The 22,055-nt window shown below is 47.4% G+C and carries 25 protein-coding genes, 1 tRNA gene and 1 other RNA gene; 20 read left to right on the forward strand and 7 right to left on the reverse strand.

What is annotated here, in order from left to right:
* Nucleotides 1-156: 156 nt before the first annotated feature.
* Nucleotides 157-519: a helix-turn-helix domain-containing protein gene (locus AXG56_RS14750; protein WP_008636136.1), complete on the reverse strand. Its 363-nt coding sequence runs from the start codon at nucleotides 517-519 to the stop codon at nucleotides 157-159.
* A gap of 252 nt (nucleotides 520-771) precedes the next feature.
* Here AXG56_RS14750 and AXG56_RS14755 point away from each other — a divergent pair, with 252 nt between their 5' ends.
* From AXG56_RS14755 to AXG56_RS14765, 3 genes are all read left to right on the forward strand, one after another.
* Nucleotides 772-1,980, forward strand: coding sequence for an MFS transporter (locus AXG56_RS14755; RefSeq protein WP_062515214.1), 1,209 nt, complete (start codon nucleotides 772-774; stop codon nucleotides 1,978-1,980).
* 63 nt (nucleotides 1,981-2,043) lie between these two features.
* The gene (locus tag AXG56_RS14760) at nucleotides 2,044-2,655 is read left to right on the forward strand and encodes an NAD(P)-dependent oxidoreductase (RefSeq protein ID WP_008636134.1); all 612 of its coding nucleotides are present in this window, start codon (nucleotides 2,044-2,046) and stop codon (nucleotides 2,653-2,655) included.
* Between the two features lie 16 nt (nucleotides 2,656-2,671).
* The gene (locus AXG56_RS14765; protein WP_062515216.1) at nucleotides 2,672-3,139 is read left to right on the forward strand and encodes an NUDIX hydrolase; all 468 of its coding nucleotides are present in this window, start codon (nucleotides 2,672-2,674) and stop codon (nucleotides 3,137-3,139) included.
* Nucleotides 3,140-3,357: 218 nt separating this feature from the next.
* On the opposite strand, the gene AXG56_RS14770 is transcribed toward AXG56_RS14765, so the two are convergent.
* On the reverse strand, nucleotides 3,358-4,041 hold the full coding sequence (locus AXG56_RS14770) for a deoxynucleoside kinase (protein ID WP_008636132.1): 684 nt from the start codon (nucleotides 4,039-4,041) through the stop codon (nucleotides 3,358-3,360).
* Entirely contained in the window at nucleotides 4,038-4,679 is a 642-nt protein-coding gene (locus tag AXG56_RS14775) for a deoxynucleoside kinase (RefSeq protein WP_008636130.1), read from the reverse strand. The genes AXG56_RS14770 and AXG56_RS14775 overlap by 4 nt, the downstream gene beginning before the upstream one ends.
* Nucleotides 4,680-4,888: 209 nt before the next feature.
* On the opposite strand from AXG56_RS14775, the gene AXG56_RS14780 reads away from it, so the two are divergent.
* Nucleotides 4,889-4,961 (forward strand) — tRNA-Arg (locus tag AXG56_RS14780).
* Between the two features lie 46 nt (nucleotides 4,962-5,007).
* On the opposite strand, the gene modB is transcribed toward AXG56_RS14780, so the two are convergent.
* Together modB and modA are read right to left on the reverse strand one after the other, a co-directional pair.
* Nucleotides 5,008-5,679, reverse strand: a complete 672-nt coding sequence (gene modB / locus AXG56_RS14785) for a molybdate ABC transporter permease subunit (RefSeq protein WP_008636128.1) — start codon at nucleotides 5,677-5,679, stop codon at nucleotides 5,008-5,010.
* 4 nt (nucleotides 5,680-5,683) lie between these two features.
* On the reverse strand, nucleotides 5,684-6,469 hold the full coding sequence (gene modA / locus AXG56_RS14790) for a molybdate ABC transporter substrate-binding protein (RefSeq protein WP_008636126.1): 786 nt from the start codon (nucleotides 6,467-6,469) through the stop codon (nucleotides 5,684-5,686).
* A 95-nt stretch (nucleotides 6,470-6,564) separates the two neighbouring features.
* Here modA and AXG56_RS14795 point away from each other — a divergent pair, with 95 nt between their 5' ends.
* From AXG56_RS14795 to aldA, 4 genes are all read left to right on the forward strand, one after another.
* The gene (locus AXG56_RS14795; RefSeq protein WP_026577615.1) at nucleotides 6,565-7,221 is read left to right on the forward strand and encodes a M50 family metallopeptidase; all 657 of its coding nucleotides are present in this window, start codon (nucleotides 6,565-6,567) and stop codon (nucleotides 7,219-7,221) included.
* Between the two features lie 102 nt (nucleotides 7,222-7,323).
* On the forward strand, nucleotides 7,324-7,434 hold the full coding sequence (locus tag AXG56_RS19200) for a YjcZ family sporulation protein (RefSeq protein ID WP_008636109.1): 111 nt from the start codon (nucleotides 7,324-7,326) through the stop codon (nucleotides 7,432-7,434).
* A gap of 97 nt (nucleotides 7,435-7,531) precedes the next feature.
* Complete coding sequence (locus AXG56_RS14800; protein ID WP_008636107.1) at nucleotides 7,532-7,783, forward strand: hypothetical protein; 252 nt, start codon at nucleotides 7,532-7,534, stop codon at nucleotides 7,781-7,783.
* 121 nt (nucleotides 7,784-7,904) lie between these two features.
* Complete coding sequence (gene aldA / locus AXG56_RS14805; protein WP_062515218.1) at nucleotides 7,905-9,356, forward strand: aldehyde dehydrogenase; 1,452 nt, start codon at nucleotides 7,905-7,907, stop codon at nucleotides 9,354-9,356.
* 53 nt (nucleotides 9,357-9,409) lie between these two features.
* Here aldA and queF read toward each other — a convergent pair whose 3' ends face one another.
* Nucleotides 9,410-9,904: a preQ(1) synthase gene (gene queF, locus AXG56_RS14810; protein ID WP_008636103.1), complete on the reverse strand. Its 495-nt coding sequence runs from the start codon at nucleotides 9,902-9,904 to the stop codon at nucleotides 9,410-9,412.
* A gap of 358 nt (nucleotides 9,905-10,262) precedes the next feature.
* Between queF and acsA the strand changes: the two genes are divergently transcribed.
* The 5 genes from acsA to AXG56_RS14835 all read left to right on the forward strand — a co-directional run bounded on the left by acsA (nucleotide 10,263) and on the right by AXG56_RS14835 (nucleotide 16,292).
* Complete coding sequence (acsA, locus tag AXG56_RS14815; protein ID WP_062515220.1) at nucleotides 10,263-11,972, forward strand: acetate--CoA ligase; 1,710 nt, start codon at nucleotides 10,263-10,265, stop codon at nucleotides 11,970-11,972.
* A gap of 140 nt (nucleotides 11,973-12,112) precedes the next feature.
* A complete protein-coding gene (locus tag AXG56_RS14820) occupies nucleotides 12,113-13,420 on the forward strand; it encodes a purine/pyrimidine permease (protein WP_008636101.1) in 1,308 nt (435 codons plus the stop codon).
* A gap of 30 nt (nucleotides 13,421-13,450) precedes the next feature.
* Nucleotides 13,451-14,788, forward strand: a complete 1,338-nt coding sequence (locus AXG56_RS14825) for a lysine N(6)-hydroxylase/L-ornithine N(5)-oxygenase family protein (protein WP_062515223.1) — start codon at nucleotides 13,451-13,453, stop codon at nucleotides 14,786-14,788.
* Nucleotides 14,789-14,868: 80 nt separating this feature from the next.
* Entirely contained in the window at nucleotides 14,869-15,381 is a 513-nt protein-coding gene (locus AXG56_RS14830; RefSeq protein ID WP_008636099.1) for a type 1 glutamine amidotransferase domain-containing protein, read from the forward strand.
* A gap of 140 nt (nucleotides 15,382-15,521) precedes the next feature.
* A complete protein-coding gene (locus AXG56_RS14835) occupies nucleotides 15,522-16,292 on the forward strand; it encodes a DUF3891 family protein (protein ID WP_062515225.1) in 771 nt (256 codons plus the stop codon).
* Here AXG56_RS14835 and AXG56_RS14840 read toward each other — a convergent pair.
* Nucleotides 16,289-17,578 carry a glycosyl hydrolase family 18 protein gene (locus AXG56_RS14840; protein WP_062515226.1) on the reverse strand — a complete coding sequence of 430 codons (1,290 nt, stop codon included), beginning with the start codon at nucleotides 17,576-17,578 and terminating at the stop codon, nucleotides 16,289-16,291. The two genes, AXG56_RS14835 and AXG56_RS14840, sit on opposite strands and share 4 nt — an antisense overlap.
* An 82-nt stretch (nucleotides 17,579-17,660) precedes the next feature.
* Between AXG56_RS14840 and tadA the strand changes: the two genes are divergently transcribed.
* From tadA to AXG56_RS14875, 7 genes are all read left to right on the forward strand, one after another.
* Nucleotides 17,661-18,143 (forward strand): tRNA adenosine(34) deaminase TadA, encoded by a 483-nt coding sequence (tadA, locus tag AXG56_RS14845; protein ID WP_008636096.1) that lies wholly within the window; start codon nucleotides 17,661-17,663, stop codon nucleotides 18,141-18,143.
* 49 nt (nucleotides 18,144-18,192) lie between these two features.
* Nucleotides 18,193-18,458, forward strand: an RNA gene (gene ffs, locus AXG56_RS14850) — signal recognition particle sRNA large type.
* Nucleotides 18,459-18,614: 156 nt separating this feature from the next.
* The gene (gene dnaX / locus AXG56_RS14855; protein WP_062515228.1) at nucleotides 18,615-20,339 is read left to right on the forward strand and encodes a DNA polymerase III subunit gamma/tau; all 1,725 of its coding nucleotides are present in this window, start codon (nucleotides 18,615-18,617) and stop codon (nucleotides 20,337-20,339) included.
* 29 nt (nucleotides 20,340-20,368) lie between these two features.
* Nucleotides 20,369-20,686, forward strand: coding sequence for a YbaB/EbfC family nucleoid-associated protein (locus tag AXG56_RS14860; RefSeq protein ID WP_008636093.1), 318 nt, complete (start codon nucleotides 20,369-20,371; stop codon nucleotides 20,684-20,686).
* 11 nt (nucleotides 20,687-20,697) lie between these two features.
* Nucleotides 20,698-21,294 (forward strand): recombination mediator RecR, encoded by a 597-nt coding sequence (recR, locus tag AXG56_RS14865; RefSeq protein ID WP_008636091.1) that lies wholly within the window; start codon nucleotides 20,698-20,700, stop codon nucleotides 21,292-21,294.
* Between the two features lie 4 nt (nucleotides 21,295-21,298).
* A complete protein-coding gene (locus AXG56_RS14870) occupies nucleotides 21,299-21,523 on the forward strand; it encodes a YaaL family protein (RefSeq protein ID WP_369815270.1) in 225 nt (74 codons plus the stop codon).
* A gap of 72 nt (nucleotides 21,524-21,595) precedes the next feature.
* On the forward strand, nucleotides 21,596-21,859 hold the full coding sequence (locus AXG56_RS14875) for a pro-sigmaK processing inhibitor BofA family protein (RefSeq protein WP_008636086.1): 264 nt from the start codon (nucleotides 21,596-21,598) through the stop codon (nucleotides 21,857-21,859).
* The last annotated feature ends 196 nt before the right edge of the window (nucleotides 21,860-22,055 follow it).

Below are 22,055 nucleotides of genomic sequence, written 5' to 3' on the forward strand. Positions count from 1 at the left end.
GTTACGTCATGTAACGATTTTTTTTATGTTTAAAATTAGAGGCGGCCTCTTTAGGTTACGGCAAATAAAAATCCCTCCATGGATCAGGAGGGATTTTTCTTAATATGAATGCACTGTCTGCAAGGAGCCTGCTCCAAGCAATGGTTATCTGTCCTTCTATACTTTTTCTAATTCCTCTGTGTCCAGGAGCACATCTTCTTTGTTCGGGTACGTATTCTCGATATGCTGTTCACCCCATTCGCAAAGCATGTCGAGGGCACCTTTCAACGTCCATCCATATTCCGTCAGTTCATATTCTACCTTCGGTGGTACTTGATTATAAACGATGCGGTTCAGGACGCCGTCTGATTCCAATTCACGAAGCTGCTGAGTCAGCATCTTTTGTGTGATGCCGGGCATCAAGCGTTTCAATTCGGACGTGCGTCTTTTCTTTTTGATCAAGTGACAGAGGATGACGACCTTCCATTTACCTCCGATGACTTCCAATGCAGCCTCTACAGGGATGTTGTACTTGGCCATGTCTAATTCTCCTTCCCTAAGGTACTTTTTAGACGGTACAGTTTATAATTGCTATACACTAAATTACCATGGTTCGACCTGTTTGGCTATTTTTTTATCTCGGTAGAACCCTTGGTGTGTCATAAATGTTACTTATAAGTTCCTATAGCACCCGGAAGTGCGTACTTCTCAAGTCATGGAAAAGCAGGCATAATCGTTTCTAGAAACGAAAGGCGCCTCGTTTTGATCATGAAAAGAGGAGGTAGGAACAGAATGAGTTCCCAATCACAAGGTGTCGGAAAGGCATCCATTCAAACAAAAGAAAACAGCAATACGTTTGCATTATTAGCTCTTGCGATCAGTGCTTTTGGTATCGGAACGACAGAATTCGTTCCAGTCGGCCTGCTTTCTTCCCTTGCAGGTGACTTATCTATTTCCATTACACTTGCCGGTCTGTTGATTTCCGGTTATGCGGTGGGGGTTGCCGTCGGTGCTCCTGTTTTGACTGCTTTAACAAGTAGAATGGGACGAAAGAATCTGCTTATGGCACTTATGGTAATTTTTATTATAGGTAATTCCATCGCTGCTTTATCGTCCAGTTTCGGTATATTGTTGGCTGCGCGGGTAATTACGGCTTTTTCTCATGGTATTTTCTTTTCCATCGGTTCGACCATTGCAGCAAGTCTTGTCCCTGAGAATAAGCGGGCAAGTGCAATTGCCTTTATGTTTACAGGATTGACGGTAGCCACGGTAACAGGGGTCCCGCTCGGTACTTTCATCGGTCAGCACTTCGGCTGGAGGGCGACCTTCGCCGGTGTGGCTTTACTTGGTGTGATCGGCATCATTGCAAGTGCTTTACTTGTACCGAAAGATTTAGAGGAAGCACCACCCTCCAAATTCTCGGATCAAATGAAAATATTAAAGAACAGTAAGATTATGCTTGCTTTCCTTATAACGGCTCTCGGGTATGGTGGAACATTTGTTGCGTTTACCTATCTGGCTCCACTGTTAGAGGATATCACCGGCTTTGCTCCCAGCCTTGTCAGTGTCATCCTGCTCGTTTACGGAGTGGCAGTGGCGATCGGTAACACGGTCGGCGGGAAGCTTTCCAACCGTAACCCGCTGAAGGCGTTGTTCTGGATGTTCGTCTTTCAGGCAGTGGTTCTGACCGTGCTTACTTTTGCCATTCCATTCAAGGCCGTCAGTCTGATCGTACTCTTCCTGATGGGACTGTTTGCATTTATGAACGTTCCTGCTTTGCAGATATTAGTGGTTCAGCTGGCGGAGAAATACGTCCCTTCTGCTGTCAATGTCGCCTCCGCTTTGAATATCGCGGCCTTTAATGTCGGTATTGCCATCGGTTCCTTTGTCGGTGGGTTGATTGTAGATTCCATCGGTCTGATCCATACACCTTGGATCGGCGGTATAATGGTTATTGGTGCTGTTCTATTCACAGCTCTCCTGAGACGGATGGAGAGCTGAATGCTGGTTTCCCAACACCTCCAAGTTATAATAGAGTAGAAGGAAGTCTTGGAGGTGGAATCTATGAAAATCGTTGTATTTGGTGCGACTGGAGGAACGGGTCTTTCCTTTGTGAAACAGGCACTTGAATCAGGCCATGAGGTAACCGCCTTTGTACGGACACCGGATAAATGGATGCTTGTCCATGAGCGCCTACGTGTCGTAGAGGGAGATGCCCTCGACAGAGAAGCCGTTTCCGCTGTAATGGAAGGACAGGAGGCTGTCGTATCGTGTCTCGGCTCTGACAGCCTGAAACAGAAGGATAATCTGGAAAGAATGGCGGGGAATCTCGTTCGGGGCATGCTTGAACATCGCATTTCCCGTATTCTGTACGTTGCTTCTGCCGGTATTTATAAAGAGATCCCAGGCTTTACAGGGTGGATGTCCCGGCTTATTTTGAAGAACGTCCTTAAGGATCACAGCCAGGCGGTCAATGCCATTATGGCAGCAGGACTCGATTATACGATCGCCCGTCCGATGCGCCTCGATGACGGTGGTGTGACAAAGATGTACCGTACTTCGCCTACAGTTCCTAAGGATGGAAGAAGAATCAATCGGGGCGACGTCGCTCATTTCCTCCTGAAGGCTTTGGAAGAAGGCCGTCACCTAAAAGAAACCGTCGGCCTGGCCAACTGACAGGGGAGGTCGTCTGATGGGTTATGTTCAGGAACTTCGCGCCCTTGTCGGTCATCGCCCGCTGATACTTGTCGGTTCTGTTGTCATCGTGAGGAACGAAGAAGGGAAAATACTTCTCCAGCAGCGTCGTTCTCCGCACGGCGTCTGGGGGCTTACCGGCGGATTAATGGAGCTTGGCGAAAGCACAGAACAGGTCGCTCGCAGGGAAGTCTATGAGGAAACCGGTTTGACGCTTGGTACTCTTTCCTTGATGGATGTCTATTCGGGGGAAGATCAGTACAGCAAAGTGGAAAACGGTGATGAATTCTATGTCGTCACAACCGTTTATCACACGCAGGAGTACAGCGGGATATTAAGACGAAACGAAGAATCGCTGCAGCTTGCATTTATAGATCCTGAAGCGCTTCCGGACCGAATGGTCGGAAGCCACCGGAATATGATACAGGCATTCCTATCTAAACAAAAACAACCGCGGCCGGACTAATGTCCGGAGCGGTTGTTTTTTCTTTTATACAAAACGAGTATTGTCCAAGTGAACAATAAACAAAACAGACTAAGAATAAACAAGCTGACAGTCGCTGTAGAAACAGGCATGCTGGTGCTCCCTCCTGTTTATCATGATAAGCATAGGAAGTGATGAAACGTTGGATTTCATAAATACTTTATAAAAAACCCCCTTCCGTTTGGAAGGGGGTGAGAATCTTATGTGAGCAGACGGCTGGAACGCCATTTGCGTGATTCCTGGATGAAGTGGCCGATTTTCTCTAATACCGGTTCAATGCTTGATTCATCGTTCAAAACATCATAGTCGGCGATGTTCAGACGAAGAACGGGGCAGGAATTGAAATTGTCGATCCAATTATCGTAACGCTTAAACATTTCTTCCCAATATTCGACAGGAGTTTCCTGTTCCATCGGCCGGCCTCGTTCTTTGATGCGGGAAAGGATATCTTCAAAAGAACCTTCCAGGTAAATGAGAAGGTCAGGATGAGGGAAGTACGGTGTCATGACCATTGCATCAAACAGATTGCGGTAGGTTTCATAATCCGTTTCCGACATCGTTCCTTTCTCGTAGTGCATCCGGGCGAAGATCCCGGTATCTTCATAGATGGAACGGTCCTGGATGAAGCCGCCTCCGTATTCGAAGATTTTCTTCTGTTCCTTGAAGCGTTCGGCGAGGAAGTAAATTTGCAGATGGAAACTCCAGCGTTCGAAATCCTGATAGAATTTATCAAGATACGGGTTCGTATCCACCTTTTCAAAGGAGGTACGGAATTGGAGGGCATCAGCAATGGCATTTGTCATCGTAGACTTTCCAACTCCAACTGTACCGGCGATTGTTATGACGCTGTCATGTGGTATACCATAGCGTTCACGTGCATTCATTTGATTACTTCTCCTTTATTCAAGTGTTGTTCCACGAGTCCGACAATTTGGTCGAGGTCGTCCTGTCGCTTTACGAAGTCAAGCTCATCCCCGTTCAATCGGATAACCGGTATGTCCGGATTCTCCCTCTCAAAATGCTGCATGAACGCATCGTAATCTTTAGAGAGCTGCTCCAAATAAGACGGTTGGATGTTTGCTTCTACATCACGATTGCGCATCCGGATCCTGTCCATTAATGTGTCCAGACTTGCATGCAGATAGACGACCATATTCGGTTTCGGCATGTCGTGAGTAAGAATGTCAAAAATCCGGGCGTATTTGTCGAACTGATCCTCTCTCAGGGTGCGTCTTGCAAAGATCATGTTTTTAGATATATGGTAATCGGCAACGACAGGTTTTCCAAGCTGCAAGTATTTGCGTTCAATGTCTTCCAGCTGCTTGAAACGGTTGCATAGAAAGAACATTTCTGTTTGGAAACTCCATTCCTCGATATCATCATAGAATTTGCCTAAAAACGGATTTTCCTCCACGATTTCTTTCAACAAATGAAAGTCAAATTGGGCGGCGAGCTTTTTAGACAAAGACGTCTTCCCGACCCCTATGGGCCCTTCGACGGAAATGAAAGGCAGGTCCCCCATGGTTTCTCCTCCTTCAAACTCTTTTCACTATTTCAACGCAGTGCTCAGCAGCATCCGCGGTTATCTTACAAAAAACGATACGTGTAGACAGACAGCTAACATTTTACCATATAGATCCCAAAGGTGTAACAGCTGAGTTCGTAAAATTCAGCGTGTACCTCTTTTCAATTGTTGGTTTATTTTGTATAATAGGGAACATACGTGTTTTGGCCCCCGTAGCTCAGGGGATAGAGCATCGGTTTCCTAAACCGTGTGTCGCAGGTTCGAATCCTGCCGGGGGCATAAAGAAAAAGCGGAAGATCTTCCATTCGGAGGATCTTCCGCTTTTTTAATGAGGATGGGAGGAGATTTTCTTCTTCGTCCATATATTCAACCAAAGGACGGTGCTGAATCCGAGTGCGACGATAATCAGTACCCACATGTAGGCCTGTTCCATTCGTCCGGATTCGACAGCAAAATAAATCGCGAGTGGAATGGTATCGGTCTTCCCGGGGATGTAGCCGGCGATCATAAGAGTTGCGCCGAACTCGCCCAGTGACCTTGCGAATGTCATGACGAGACCTGCCAATAAGCCGGGCCATGCTAGGGGAAGAGAGATCGTGAAGAACACTTTCCACTTCGATGCTCCCATTGTAAGTGCGGCGTTTTCCAAATCTTTATCGTAGTTGGCAAAAGCGGCGGAGGCGCTTTGATACATGAGTGGAAAAGCGACCACCGTTGAAGCGATTACCGCTCCTGTCCAGGAGAAGATGACCCGGATGCCGAACGATTCCATCAGCCAGCTGCCGATGAATCCATTAGAGCCGAACAGATATAAAAGGGCGAATCCGGTTACAGTCGGCGGAAGTACCAGCGGCATGAGGAAAATAGACTCCAGGACACTTTTCCCGGGAAATATTCGTCTGGAAATCCACCTTGCTGCCAGAGTCCCCGTAAGAAAAACAAAAACGGTTGCGATGGCTGCTACTTTGAGGGATAGGTAGAGCGGATAATAACTCACCGTGTCAGCCCTCTACCTCAAACCCATATTTCCGCAGGATGTCCTGTCCCTGATCTTCCTTTAAGAAAGATAAGAAGGCTTCTGCTTGATCCTTAGTCCGGCTTTTTGAAATAAGGATTCCTGGGTATGTGATCGGATTATGTAGATTTTTGTCCACTTGTTCGACGACCTGAATGTTATCCGAAATCTCTGCATCACTTGCATAAACGAACCCGTAAGCAGCCTCGCCTGATTCTACATAAGCCAGCACCTGGCGGACATCACTGGCGTAGACAAGCTGATCTTTCAAATCCTTCCACAATTGAATCTTTTCCAGTGCCTGCTTCGTATAAGAACCAGCGGGAACGCTGTCTGGATTACCGATTGCAATTGTTTGCTCACCCGGGACCTTATTCAGGCTCTTGAACGTGAGGGCATTTTCTTTCGACTGACCCTTTGGTGTAATCAATACGATGCGGTTGGCAGCAAAATTCGTCCGTGTTTCTGTATCGGCAAGTTCTTTTTCTTCTAATTCATCGACCCACATTCCGTCTGCAGATAAAAATAGATCGACCGGAGCACCGTGTTCGATCTGCTTGGCTAATTTCCCGGAGCTTCCAAATGTCGTATTCACTTTCGTACCGGTTGCTTTTTCAAATAAGGGAGCAGCTTCTTCAACGGCATCCGTCAGACTGGCGGCTGCAGCAACCGTTATTTCTTTCGGCTGATTTTTCTGTTCTTCCGCTTGGGAGGAGCATGCGGCCAGAAACAGACAGGCTGTGAGGGAACATAATACGATTAATTTCTTCATGTTTCGTGCCTCCTTCGTTTCATTAAGTATAGTACAAAGGAAAGAAACGGGCGAAAGAATTTATCGACACAGTTTATCGAAAAGGAGGTCTACTCTTGAAATTACAAATCATTCTGATGCTCGTCCTGGCGCTGATTTTGACGCAGCTGCCTATTGTTGGGAAGTATTTCGCCATTTTGAATACGATGATCCATGAAAGCGGACATTCTCTCATGGCTTTGTTGACTGGTGGCGAGGTCCGGAGGATTTCACTCCTTCCTGACACCTCCGGCCTCACGTGGACGGGGCACCGGTCCTGGTTCGGACAGGTGCTGACAAGCATGGCTGGATACGTCTTCGCATCCTTTTTTGCTTTCTTGTTTTTCTATTTAATCTGGCGTGGCCACTACAAATGGATGATCTATATTCTTCTTGCCTTCCTTGCTGTTAATTTGATCTTCTGGGTACGTAACCTGTATGGGGTGTTTTGGATCGTGACGTTCGGAGCCGGGTTCCTTTGGCTGCTGCGGACCGGTCATGAAACGGTTGTCCAATATACGCTGGTCTTTTTTGCTTCGCTGATTCTCGTCGAATCGGTGACGAGCGCTTTTGAAATTATGTGGATCAGTTTCGTCGCTCCGGGACAGGCTGGAGATGCCGCCAATCTGGCAAGGGCGACTAAAATCATACCGGCCCCGATATGGGGGATCGCCTTTTTTGCGCAATCGCTCTACTTCGCTTATTTATCATTAAGACGAGCCCTTCCTTTTTGAAGGGGTGCAGGGAAAAGATAATTTAAATGAAAATCCGCATCCGCCCTTCCTAACCCCCCGAATCTGAATAAGGTAGTAAAGTAAGTGAGAGGAGGGGAATAAATGAGCGGAGGATACGGATACGGAGGCGGTTTCGCCCTGTTGGTTGTTTTGTTCATCCTTTTGATCATCATTGGTGCATCTTATGTAGGTGGCCGTGGATACGGATATTAATAAATAAGAACGGGGGGATTTCCTCCCGTTTTTTACGTTTTTGTGATGGACAGGCCGGGTAAAGGTTAATAGACAAAAAGGACGGGAGAGTCATGCTATGAATATGAAGGAGAAGCTGATGACACAAGGATATGAGCACATTGATATACTTCTCATTGATGAGGAATCCAACAAGACGACGGTTGCGGATATTTCTCTAAACAAGGTAACAGATTTAGAGTACAAGCTGTATTTGGAACCAGAATCAATTGCTTATCGATTTGACGTGGAGAATCCTTATTTTGAAGGAGAGCAGATGGTCGAAAGTGGAACACCAAGGAAAGTAAAAGGGTACATATTGGAGTGGTAAAAACGAAATCTCTGGAAACAGAGATTTTTTTATTATCCATGGGACGTGAACCAACTGGAAAGTTTAGGGGTGCGAAAGAAGTGGAATATTCCCGGTAAACCATTACAGGAGGTCATTCAAAATGATTCAACATAAACTATACATTAATGGAGAATATACAGAATCGGACAGCTCGGAGTGGATCGAAGTTCTGAATCCGGCGACGGAAGAAGTCATTTCCAAGATTCCGAAAGGGACGAAGAACGATGTCGAACGTGCGGTTTCCGCGGCTGCAGCTGCACAAAAGGGCTGGGAGCTGACGCCTAATATTGAACGCGGCCGAATCGTTCGTAAGCTTGGAGATGAAATCGAGGCAAATCGTGCTACCTTCATCGATTTACTTCAAGAAGAACAAGGGAAAGATTACGAGCTTGCCAGCGGCGAAGTAGACCTTGCCATCGATTATTTCCGATACATGTCCGAATGGGCGCGCAGGATTGAAGGGGAAATTGTGCCGAGTGATCGTGCGAACGAAAATATTTTCATCTATAAAAAACCGATTGGCGTTGTCGCCGGTATCGTACCATGGAACTTCCCTGTTTTCATTTTGGCACGTAAGGTCGCGACAGCGCTTGTGACTGGCTGCACAATTGTGCTGAAGCCGAGCCAGCAGACGCCTAACACAGCGATGGAATTCACGAAGATTATTGATAAGATGGAGGAAATTCCAAAGGGTGTCTATAACGTCGTGACTGGTTCCGGTTCGGAGATCGGTAACGGACTGGCGACGCATCCGGAGGTGCAGATGGTTACGATGACGGGTAGTGTGCCTGCGGGTACGAAAGTAATGGAAGCAGCAGCTCAAAATATTACGAAAGTCAATTTGGAGCTTGGAGGTAAAGCACCGGCGATCGTCACTCCAAATGCAGATTTGGATATTGCAGTGGAGTCTATTACAACCTCCCGTCTTGCCAACAATGGACAAGCGTGTACGAATGCGGAGCGCGTCTATGTCCATGAAAGCATTGCAGACGAGTTCGTAGAGAAGCTGCGTCATCAGTTCGAGGGCTTGACGATTGGAAATCCACGGGAGAACAAAGAAGCGGACGTTGGACCGCTTGTCAGTAAAGACCGGTTGGAAGAAGTGGAAGAAATGGTGAAGGAAGCCGTTCAGAACGGCGCCAAGGTGGAAATTGGCGGTGAACGGGGAGATTTGGATAAAGGCTACTTCTATAAGCCTACAATCCTGACCAACGTCACCCACGACAGCAAAATAATGCAGGAAGAAATTTTCGGTCCCGTCATCCCGATCACGACATACAAAACACTAGATGAAGCGATTGAAAAAGGTAACGATACCGAATACGGACTTTCTTCCTCTGTCTATACGGACGATATGAATGAAGCGATGAGAGTGGTCAATGAGCTGAAGTTCGGTGAAACATATGTGAACCGGGAAAACTTCGAAGCCGTTCAGGGATACCATGCCGGCATGCGTAAATCCGGCCTCGGCGGTGCGGATGGGAAACATGGAATGGAAGACTTCCTCGTCACCCACGTCGTTTATATGCAGTATAAGAACGATAAGAAATAAATCGGATACCACACAAAAAGAGCTGTCACCAAAGGGTGGCAGCTCTTTTTCATTTAACGGTTGTCAATCGTCTCCGGATACATGTCATGGTTCATCATACGATGATCGGCCATTTGTTCGAACTTCGTGCCCGGCTTTCCATAATTGCAGTAAGGATCGATAGAAATACCTCCGCGTGGAGTGAATTTACCCCATACCTCTATATAACGAGGGTCCATCAAATCGATCAGGTCGTTCATGATTGTGTTGACACTGTCCTCATGAAAGTCTCCGTGGTTACGGAAGCTGAAGAGATAAAGCTTCAGGGACTTGCTCTCGACCATTTTAATGTTCGGTACATAGCTGATATAAATGGTGGCGAAGTCAGGCTGGCCTGTTTTTGGACACAGAGTTGTGAACTCCGGGCAGTTGAACTTGACGAAATAGTCGCGGTTCGGATGCTGATTATCGAATGTCTCCAAGACCTGCGGGTCGTAAGTAGTGGCGTAAGCTGTTTCCTGGTTTCCCAGTAGAGATAGATTAAGAGAATCTTCGTTTCGTCCGGGCATTATGTTTTCTCCTTTGTGATGTAGTTGATGGAACATGAAAAAAGCCGCAACCCCTAAGGGCTGCGACTTGTAGTAAGTGACATCCTTAGTTTTTTATAGAGGGGTTGGCTAAGAAACCTCTTTCTATGCTTCGTTTATTATAGGTGGAGGAGTAAACGGCTGTCAATTTTTGTCCTGCTGTCGACCTGTTTCTGTAAATCTTTGGACATTCCTCTTTAAATATCTACAGAAATCACCTACAATATAGATAATTCCTTTAATATTCAGAAAATATATCCGCGTCCAGGCTCTGAAAGATTCAGAGCTTTCATTAGCCACGGACAGAAAACGTTTACAAAAATTCTTATGAGGTGATTTTATGGACATGCAACCAATACCGGCTCGATCTGGCAATCACAACATGGAAGACTACACAGAAACGTATAAGAATTTTCAGTGGGAAGAAGCGAAGCGTCATTTCACGTGGAATGAAACAGGAAAGGTTAATATCGCTTATGAAGCGGTTGATCGTCATGCAGAGGACCCGGAGAAGAAGGACAAAGCGGCTCTTATATTTTCCGCCCCTGACCGGGAAGAAGTGCTGACGTTTGAAGATTTAAAGCAGAAGAGTAATCAGTTCGCCAATATATTGAAGAAGCATCATATTGATAAAGGGGACCGCGTTTTTCTTTTCATGCCGAGAAGTCCGGAATTTTATGCAGCATTCTTCGGTATTATAAAGGTTGGTGCGATTGCAGGACCACTGTTCGAAGCCTTCATGGAGCAGGCAGTGCGCGACAGGCTCGAGGATAGTGAAGCAACGATGCTGATCACGACACCGGAGTTATTGGAGCGTGTTCCTGCTGATGATCTTCCGAATTTAAAACAAGTCGTACTGGTAGGCGGCGATGCACCTGGGAACTATATTTCCTTTGAGGAAGAGATGGAACAGGCATCGAGCGAGTTCGACGTCGAATGGGTCGACCTGGAAGATGGGATGCTTCTGCATTACACATCCGGTTCGACAGGAAAACCGAAGGGGGTTCTGCACGTCCATCACGCGATGATCCAGCATTACCAGACAGGAAAATGGGTACTCGATCTTAAGGAAGATGACGTATATTGGTGTACGGCTGACCCGGGATGGGTGACGGGCACCAGCTACGGTATCTTCGCCCCATGGCTGAATGGAGTGACGAGCGTAATCCGAGGCGGCCGTTTCAGTCCAGATGACTGGTATGCGACGATTGCAGACAAGAACGTATCTGTTTGGTATTCCGCGCCAACGGCTTTCCGGAAAATGCTGAGTGCCGGGGAAGCGACAGCGAAGAACTATGATTTATCTTCCTTAAGGCATATTCTAAGTGTCGGTGAGCCCCTAAATCCAGAAGTAGTAAGCTGGGGGTTGAAAGCTTTTGACCTTCGTATCCACGATACGTGGTGGATGACCGAGACAGGAGCTATGCTCATTTGTAACTATCCATCGATGGATATCCGCCCGGGATCGATGGGTAAACCGATTCCTGGTGTGGAAGCATCGATCGTAGATAATGAAGGAAACGAGCTTCCGGCGAACCAGATGGGTAACCTGGCGATCAAAAAGGGATGGCCGTCCATGATGCGTGCCATTTGGAATAATCCAGGGAAATACGAAAGCTATTTCCTTAACGGCTGGTACGTTTCCGGAGACAGTGCTTACAAAGACGAAGAAGGCTATTTCTGGTTCCAGGGACGTCTGGATGACGTCATTAATACTTCTGGTGAACGGGTAGGTCCTTTTGAAGTAGAAAGTAAGCTGATTGAGCATGAAGCCGTTGCAGAAGCGGGAGTCATCGGTAAACCGGATCCCGAGCGCGGGGAAATCATCAAAGCTTTCATTACGCTTCGGGATGGATATGAACAATCAGATGAACTTCTGGAGGATATCCGTCAATTCGTTAAAAAAGGATTGAGTGCCCATGCGGCACCGAGGGAAATCGAAATCAAGGATACGATTCCGAAGACGCGGAGCGGTAAGATTATGCGCCGATTACTTAAGTCTTGGGAGCTTGGTCTACCGACTGGCGATACTTCCACACTGGAAGAATAAAAAGAGCTTTTTCCACCCATGCAGCCCCGGCTGCATGGGTTTTCTTTTTTGCAAGAAGATGTTTCACGTGAAATGGGGTTGATAGCCTGTGGTAAAATAATGAATGTAAGCGTTTTACAAAAATAGGGAGTGTCATAGTCATGAGCAGGAATTCGAGTTTAGTATTAAATAATGCGATGGAAACGATCCAATGGTTCGTTTTCCTTCTGGCCAATGCCGTTGCCTTGCCGATTGTCATCGGCGCCATATTCGAATTGAACTTCGTTGAGATTTCCGAATTAATGCAGCGTACGTTTTTCGTTGTGGGGCTTGCCTCCCTTCTGCAAGGATGGATCGGGCATCGACTGCCGATCATGGAAGGGCCGGCGGGATTATGGATCAGTATTTTCACCGTGATGGCTTATACGGGTGTCCATGCCGGAGACAGTTACCGGGAAGTATTGCAGGTTCTGCAGGGGACAATGATATGGACGGGAATCTTCCTGCTTCTATTCGGTTTGTTCCGTCTATCTCACCGTGTGCTATTTGTTTTCACCCCGTTTGTAACGGGCGCTTTTTTATTTTTATTGACCGTTCAGCTCAGTGGGACATTTCTTCAGGGAATGCTCGGTATTGATGGAGGAGAACAGCAGATTGAATCAACCGGCGCCATCATTGCTTTCGTAACGGTACTGCTGGTATTGGGTTTATCTATTGCCGGACGCGGCTGGGTGAAAAGTTTCGCCGTTCTGATTGGAATTGTAATGGGATGGGTATTGTATGTCATAGTTGCCGGCGGTGGATCCGGCGGAGGACAAGCCGGGGGAGGCTTCTCGCTTCCGGAGGTGTTTGCATGGGGGGCTCCTGTTTTCTCGTTAAATACGATCCCGCTCGCTTTCATGATAGCCGTTATCCTGTTGTCCAACTTGGTAGCTTCTGTTGTGGCAGTGACAGAGACGATTCATGGGAAAGCGACCTATACATATGAACAGATCAATCGTGGAAGCAGCTTCATGGGGATCAACCACGGCCTTGCTGCACTTTTTTCTGCTATTGCTAATGTGTCGATGGCTTCTTCTTCCGGTTTTATGCAGCTGACGGGCCAAAAGCGGAAAGCGCCGTTTCTATATGCTGCGGCGCTTCTTATCCTGGTGTCCTTCTTCCCGCCGATTGTTGCCTTCATATCCGGCATTCCGAAGCCTGTTGCCAATGCAGCGCTTCTGGCTACATTTATCCAGTTGATGGGTCTCGGTCTGTCGAACATGACGAGTGAACGGCTGGACGAACGCCGTTTAATGATCCTCGGGATTTCCTTCTCCATCGGTATTGGATTGATGTTCCTGCCTTCCTCCGTTTTCGCTGGTATGCCTGCTATGGCGCAGAATCTGCTCAGCAATGGTCTGCTTGTCGGCACCATCCTTGTCATTCTGTTGGATCAGTTGTGGAAGGAATCAAACAGAACGGCATAGTAGAGAATAGTAGAAAGAGGATGTGATGATATGCAGCAACACATATATGATGTCGCCGGAATTGGAATTGGTCCTTATAATCTGGGTCTTGCAGCTCTCATGGATCAGAAAGGAGAGGTGGACGGAATCTTTTTTGATAAGACGCCGGAGTTTGCCTGGCACCCGGGCATGTTGATCGAGACAATGGATCTGCAGGTACCTTTCCTTGCTGATCTGGTGACCTTCGCAGATCCGAAGAGTCCCTATACGTTCATGAATTATCTCTATGAGCATGACCGGATGTTCCCTTTCTTCTTCCATCGTCATTTCGAGGTTCCGAGGCAGGAATACAACCACTATATGAAATGGGTGGCGGGTCAGATCGACAATCTGCATTTTGGACATACCGTCATCGATGTATTGGATAGGAAGAATGAATCCATTCCGCACTATGAGGTGGTTGTCGAAGATCACACCACAGGAAAGAGGAAATCGTTCTTCTCCCGGCACGTCGTGCTTGGTACGGGGAGCGAACCGATTATCCTGGACGGAATGGATCACCTTCCAAATGAAGATGTCCTGCACACGAGTCGTTATTTATTTGCGAAAGATGAGCTGTTGAAGGCCGGGCATGTAACAGTGGTGGGTTCTGGTCAAAGTGCCTTGGAGGTGTTCCTTGATTTGCTGGAGGAGCAGGACCGGCGCGGGGATATGAAGGTGAGTCTTCTGACAAGATCCGGTGGATTGTTTCAGCTGGACAAGGCAAAATTCGCACAGGAGATGTTTACACCGGCATTTGTCGATTATTTTCATGAACTTTCCCTGGATTCCAGAAAAGAAGCCCTCTCTACCCTTGACCCGCTCCGTAAGGGGATTGACCCGGAAACATTGACGAGGCTTTACACCAAGCTTTATCACCGGACGGCGGGTCAGGAAGACAGCCGCGTGTTTATACAGCCTATGACGGAGATCAGGGGGATTGAAGCGGACGAAAGAGGCTACCGCCTGCAGTGCCGCCAGTGGCAGGAAGAGATAGACTATGAGTATGAGACAGAGAAAGTGGTTCTGGCAACCGGCTACAAGCCGCATGTTCCGAAATGGTTTTACGACCGTTTTGAGTCCGAGGTGGAATGGGAGGACGAAGGAATGTATAAGGTGACCCGTGATTACCAGCTTGTGTTTGGGGATGATCGTCAGCATCACATCTTTACTCTGACGGACCTAGTCCATTCACACGGGGCTGGAGCGACCAACTTGGGGTTGTCCGTTCACAGAAACGTCCATATCCTTAACACGATTGCAGGCAGGGAGATCTACAGGAACCAGAAGGATTCCGCCTTCCAACAATTTACCGTCAAAGATTTACAGAAGCATCCAAAAGGTAATTAATTGGTTTAATCTCGTGCGATGAGGGAAGACAAAGGATGTATTCACAATAAACCACAATGAAGTCAAGGAGATGGTAAGAAATGAGTAAGATTGCTTGTGTCATTACATCAAACTTTGAAGACGTGGAATATACACAACCTGCCGATGCTTTCACTGGAGAAGGTCATGAAGTGACGAATATTGAATGGGAAGCAGGCAAGGAAGTGACAGGGAAACAAGGAGATGCGACGGTGAAGATCGATGCATCCATCGATGATGTGAAGCCGGACGATTTCGATGCGCTGTTAATCCCTGGTGGATTCTCCCCGGACATTCTCCGTGCCGATGATAAATTCGTATCGTTCGTGAAACACTTTATGGATGAAAAGAAACCGGTATTCGCTATTTGTCATGGGCCGCAGCTGTTGATTACAGCGAAGACTCTGGAAGGTCGTACAGCGACAGGCTTCAAGTCTATCGCGGTAGATATGGAATATGCAGGCGTGAATTATAAAGACGAGGAAGTCGTCGTTTGTCAGAATCAGTTGGTGACGAGCCGTCAGCCGGATGATATCCCGGCATTTAATCGGGAATCACTGAAACTGCTGAAATAAGCTAATCTATGGAAGGACCACAGAGCATGGCTCTGTGGTTTTTTCCTTTTTCATAAGTAGAGGTGACAGGCTGGTTGCTTTATAATGAAAGAAGACGCTCGTACCGATCTGCGTATCATACCTACCGAGGAGGAAGAATTATGATTGTCATAGAAAAGCAAGATCACTTCATCATGATTCAGCAACATGACCATGCCTACATATCTGGACAAATTGTCGCGTTCTGGAAGAAGAATTTTTTGTTGCGCTCGAAGCTCAGGGAAGTGGCAGACTGGGCGATTCAGCAACACGACCGTGCTTGGATTCCACTTGATCAGAATCCTGCTTGGAATGAGGAAAAGCAGCGTCCTTATTCTTTTATCGATTATCCATTGGCAGAGAAGATAGAGGCGTACCGCAGAGGTATAGAAGAAGTGGAAGAACAATCCTTGTACGCCGGTATTCTATGCAGCATGCATTATGCGTCTTTCTTCAAGGAAGACAGCGGCGTTCAAGAGGAGCGAAATTTTATAGAAGAAGAAAAAAATCGCCGCTCCAGACTGTTTGAACAAATGGACATGGATATCCCGGAAGACATATACCAGCTCCACTTCCGAAGGCTGCAGTTCTGCGACGATCTTTCTCTTTTCCTTTGTATGACAGGTCCGGACGTCCCGGAGGAAGAAGAAGTACCTTGGTTTCGTAATGGATTCCCACAAACGTTTGATGTTGCTCCGGAAGGCATTCGTGCTGATTGGGAAGCGGAGGACCGTGTTTCTGTCCACCCGTTCCCGTTTGCTCAGCCTTTTGAAGTAGACATCCCCTATCGACGTGTAGGGAAACAGGATATTTCCGATAAAGGACTGCTCGCTGCCTATCAGAAGGAAGAAGTACGTCATAAGACAGTGGGAGTAGTCCGGAAACAGGATTAAACCTTCTCAATACTGAACCGGCTTCCGAGCAGCTGCCAGTTTTGCGGGAAGGATAACCCCAGCTTCCAATAGCTGATGCCTAAGAGACCTCTGTCTTTGATCAGGTCGAATTTTTTCTGGATCGATCGTGCATCTTCAAACCATACTTCGTGTTCTTTGCTTGTGGATGCATCCGTATACGTGAAAAAAGGTGCCTGGGATTTTTGATCATAGGAAATGGGAACATTATTCTCTCGTGCGATTTGTATGGCACGCTGAGGGCTTACGGCTTTGGCGAAAGGTCCGCCCGGCTCATAAGGCAGGGTCCAATCATAGCCATACAAGTTCTGGCCGAGGAGAATTTTGTTCGCCGGCATTTCCGTCAACGCATAATCGACAACTTCTGTTACAGGACCGATTGGTGAAACAGCCATTGGAGGCCCCCCGCTGTAACCCCATTCATATGTCATCAGAACGACAAAGTCTGCAATTTCTCCATGCGCGCGGTAATCATGTGCTTCATACCAGGCCCCTTTCTGATCGGCACTTGTCTTCGGTGCCAGAGCTGTCGACATTAACAAGTCTTCCGAGGATAATCGCTGTTTCGCTTTCCGTAAGAATTGATTATAATTCTCCCTAAGCTCCGGAGGCAGGAATTCCATGTCAAAATGGACGTCACGGAAGCCGGTTTCCTTTGCTGTTTTTACAATGTTATCGAGCAGCTTATTCTGAAGCGTTTCATTGGTCAGGATCGATCTTCCCAGTTCTGCGCTGAATCCTTCGTCGGTTAAGTTCGTAACCACCATCATCAAGGAGGTGTCGTTTTTTTGAGCGATGTTCTTGAAATCATCCAGAGGTGGTGCCTTCAATGTCCCATCCGTCTGAATCCGGTAGCTGAAAGGTGCCAAGTAAGTGAGCTGAGGTGATCTGATTTCTGCTGCCGTCTCCAGTGCTTCCGACACCTCCCCACCAAACGGTTCCACATAAGCATTTGTCGAAATCGGAACAGGCGGTTGTTGGGGAATGTACAAACGTAAACCGACGGACAGCGGTGCATTTGGAGCAATACCGTTTACCTGTGCGAGTGCGGCGGCAGTCGTGTTAAAGGCTCGCGCTATGGAAGATAAGGTGTCACCGGGCTGAACGAAATAAAACTGGCCGACAATCGGGATGACCAGCGCCTGGCCGATGACCAGATCCCCGGGTGTCTCCAATTCATTTGCCGTAATAATGGCACTTGGCGTACTATCATAAAGACCAGCGATAGAGAAGACGGTATCTCCCTGCTGAACGACATGGATTTGCATGGGCGTCACTCCTTTCTCATCTTTATCAATTGTATGAAACAACCTTTCCGGATTATTCTTTTTATATAACTAGGAGGAAGCTATGGATCAGGACATGAAATATATGAACCTTGCGATAGAGGAAGCAAAGAAAGCAGAAGCAGAGGGCGAAGTCCCGATCGGTGCTGTTATCGTGTTGGAGGATGAAGTCATTGCCACAGGCTACAATCAGCGGGAGACATCCCAGCTCGCCTCTTCCCATGCAGAATTTATCGCTATCGAAAGAGCGAACAAACGCATCGGCAGCTGGCGGTTGGAAGATTGTACGCTGTACGTCACCCTAGAACCATGTCCGATGTGCGCCGGAGCGATCGTACAGTCAAGGATTCCGAGGGTCGTCTATGGAGCAAGAGACCCGAAAGCCGGGTGTGCGGGGACGTTGATGAATCTGCTTGATGAGGATCGTTTTAATCATAAGGCAGAGGTTGTTCCCGGGGTTCTTGAGGAAACGTGCGGAGAAATATTGTCTCTATTCTTTCGTAAGCTGCGGGACCGCAAGAAAAAATCCCGTGCCGAGGACAAATAAAGCCGCTAATCATTGCATTTTTCGTGGAAAGTCGATATACTAGTTTATGCCGTGCTAAGCGGGGAGGTAGCGGTGCCCTGTACTCGCAATCCGCTATAGCGAGGCCGAATCCCCATCCGAGGTGGTACGGCCTTAAGGTCTGCCTTATGTGAGTGGTGTTGACACTCAGGTCCTGCGCAACGGGAACCAGTGAACCCTGTCAGATCCGGAAGGAAGCAGCAGTAAGCTGACTCTCTCGTGTGCCGCGGGAGTGCCTGGGTCGAGCCATAACCATAAGTAACGCTTAGGGTCGTATCATCGAAGATGGGTGCACGGCATTACATAGGAAGTTCCAAATACGTAATACATACATCGGAGAGCCGCTATGATCATTTGGTCATAGCGGCTCTTTTTCTACCGGATGGATACGGTTCACATCGCAACCTCCTATCAGGTATAATGGACACGAGACTAAAAAGGGAGAACGGTTTTATGAGCTATCAGGCGTTATATCGTGTTTGGCGCCCGCGGAATTTCGAGGGAGTCGTCGGACAAGAACACATTACACGGACGTTGCAGAATGCCATCGAGCAGAATAAGTTTTCTCATGCGTACTTATTCTCCGGTCCACGGGGGACGGGGAAGACGAGTGCGGCGAAGATTTTTGCCCAGGCGGTCAACTGTGAGCGTGCTCCTGTCAAAGAACCGTGCAACGAGTGTGACGCTTGCCTGGGAATCCAGGACGGTTCCATCTCGGATGTTATTGAAATTGATGCCGCATCCAACAACGGCGTCGAACAGATCCGGGAAATCAGGGACAAGGTGAAATACGCACCAAGTGCTGTACCCTATAAGGTGTATATCATTGATGAAGTACACATGCTGTCCATGGGTGCCTTCAACGCCCTGTTAAAGACATTGGAAGAGCCCCCGAAACACGTCCTATTCATTTTGGCGACGACCGAACCACACAAGATTCCGTTAACGATCATATCCCGATGCCAGCGTTTTGATTTCAAACGGATTTCCCAGAAGGCGATGGTCGGCCGTATGGAGAAGATTACGGCAGCGGAAAACATTGCGATTGAAAAAGAGGCACTTGAAATCGTGGCTCTGACAGCAGAGGGCGGCATGAGGGATGCGCTTAGTCTGTTGGATCAGGCCGTTTCCTACAGCGATGAAGAAGTTACGATTGATGATGTGCTTGCTGTCACAGGATCAGTATCCCAAGCGAAGCTCACTAACGTTATCCGGGCGCTGCTTGATCAGGATGCCAAGGCAGCTTTGGAAGCAGTCGATGATTTGATCCAGCAAGGGAAAGATCCAGGTCGATTCGTCTTTGATTTGATTTATTACCTTCGCGACTTACTATTGTTTCAAAGTGCTCCGGATTTAGAACATAATTTGGAGCGGGCGATACCGGATCCCTCTTTCCGTGAACTATCAGGGGAGTTAACGCCGGCATGGATCCAGCAGGCTATTCGGGAGTTGAACAACTGTCAGCAGGAAATGAAGTGGACGACCAGTCCGAAAGTATTCATTGAGATAGCCATGTTGAATATGGTCGAAGTAAGGGGCGGCGGAGAATCAAAGGCGGCACCTGTCCAGTCAGGCGTCGTCGATCAGCTCAGCAAAAAAATCGATGAACTGGAGAAACAACTGACTGCTCTGAAGCAGCGCGCTCCGGAAGCGGGTTCACAGACGCCTGCCCGTCAAAAGCGTGCCCCTGCAAAGTCAGGAAGAAAAGGGTATAATGTACCTTACGAGCGGATCAGACAGGTGCTGAATGAAGCATCCAAAGAGGAAATCAAGAATGTGCAGGGGCGCTGGGCTGACTTTATGGAAGCGTTGAAGCAGAACAATGCGCCTGCACACGCGACGCTTCTGAATAGTAAACCGAGAGCAGCTTCACCAAAAGCTCTTGTCCTGGCTTTCCGTTATGATATTCACTGTTCTCTCGCGCTCGAACATCAGAGTACGATTGAGCCCCTGCTTACAGAATTTGTCGGAAAGCCTTTGACCATTATTCCGATACCAGAAGCGAACTGGCAGGAGATCCGGGAAGAATACGTCCGTAAGCAGAAGCATAATCCGGATGACGGAGAGGGTGGACCGGACGGAGAAGAAGGGTCTCCTTCAGCAGGAAACGAGGAAGAACCACTCGTCACAGAGGCGCGTAAGCACTTCGGGGACGATTTGATAGAAATACAAGATTAAAATGGAATGAACTAAAGGAGGAATGCCCCATGCGTGGTGGAGGAAATATGAATAATATGATGAAACAAATGCAGAAGATGCAGAAGAAAATGATGAAAGCTCAGGAAGAGCTCTATGAAATGACATTTGAAGCATCTGCCGGTGGTGGTATGGTGAAAGTCACAGCCAACGGTAAGAAAGAAGTGACAGACGTCGAGATCCATGAAGATGTTGTGGATCCTGATGACGTAGAAATGCTGCAGGATTTGATCATTGCCGCAACCAACGATGTGTTGAAGCAAGTCGATGAGAAAACGAATGACACGATGGGACAATTCACGAAAGGCATGCCTGGGGGAATGTTCTAGGAGGAGTTCTTATGTATTATCCGGAACCAATATCAAAACTGATCGACAGTTTTACGAAACTGCCGGGAATCGGTCCGAAAACGGCCGTTCGCCTGGCCTTTTTCGTTTTAGAAATGGAAGAAGACGATGTGCTTGATTTTGCGAAATCCCTCGTTAATGCGAAGAGGGAGTTGACCCATTGTACGGTTTGCGGACACATCACCGACCAAGACCCATGCTCTATCTGTCAGGACGAATCCAGAGATCAGACGCTTATCTGTGTCGTTCAGGATCCAAAAGACGTCATCGCCATGGAGAAAATGAAAGAATTCCGCGGGAAGTACCACGTACTTCACGGGGCGATTTCACCTATGGACGGTATTGGACCGGAAGACATCAACGTTCCAAGTCTGATTAATCGTCTGAAAGATGAAGGAATCGAAGAGCTGATCCTTGCGACGAACCCCAATATAGAAGGAGAAGCGACAGCGATGTATATTTCCAGGCTCGTAAAGCCTTCGGGAATTCGTATGACCAGAATCGCTCACGGCTTACCTGTGGGGGGAGACTTGGAGTACGCAGATGAAGTGACCTTATCCAAAGCGCTGGAAGGTCGGAGAGAACTGTAAAGAGGTGTTCCGATTGTTAGGGCGAAAAAATAAGATCAAAAAAGAGTTCGACCAGGATCTTCTTATTCATATAAAGAAGATGAAACAGGAATGGGAAACATTAAACAATATAATTGAACAAAGCATCGAACCTAGTGAAGAAGGTTTGAAGGATCTTGCTCTTTATAAAGCGAAATACTTCTACTTATTAAGAGAAGCACGTTACAGAGGAATCAACGCACTCTCTTAAAGGTGGTACTAACCCCTTATCCATGAACATACACTGTTTATAGAAACAGTTTACATGGATAGGGGGTTTTTTATGGATCCGGTGCTCGTTCTTCTATTATTGGGACTGGCTATACCGTTTCTGTTGATCATCGGTTTGCCTTCTTCACCGATAAAGTTTGCCGGACAAGCGGTTACGAAGTTGATCGTTGCTGTTATTCTGTTGTTCTTCGTCAACCTGTTCGGTGCCCAGTTCGGACTGCATGTTCCTATTAATGTCTTTACTGCTGCAGTTGCCACTATACTGGGCTTCCCCGGAGTAGTTTCCTTGGCGGCCATCCATATATGGGTACTATAGAAGGGAAGGGGGAGTAGCCCCTTCCCTTCTATTTATGTGTCCTTATGTATCTATGAATAGAAGTGTTTGAAAAGAATATAACTTTTTTAGGAAAAGGTATTGCAATAGATTTATAGCCATGATATATTATTACTTGTCGCGTTAAGAGAGCGGCGCACCGCACAGAACTTAACGAAACAAAATATAAAAAAGTTGT

This window comes from Halobacillus sp. KGW1 (genome assembly GCF_001592845.1).
Lineage (GTDB): Bacteria > Bacillota > Bacilli > Bacillales > Halobacillaceae > Halobacillus.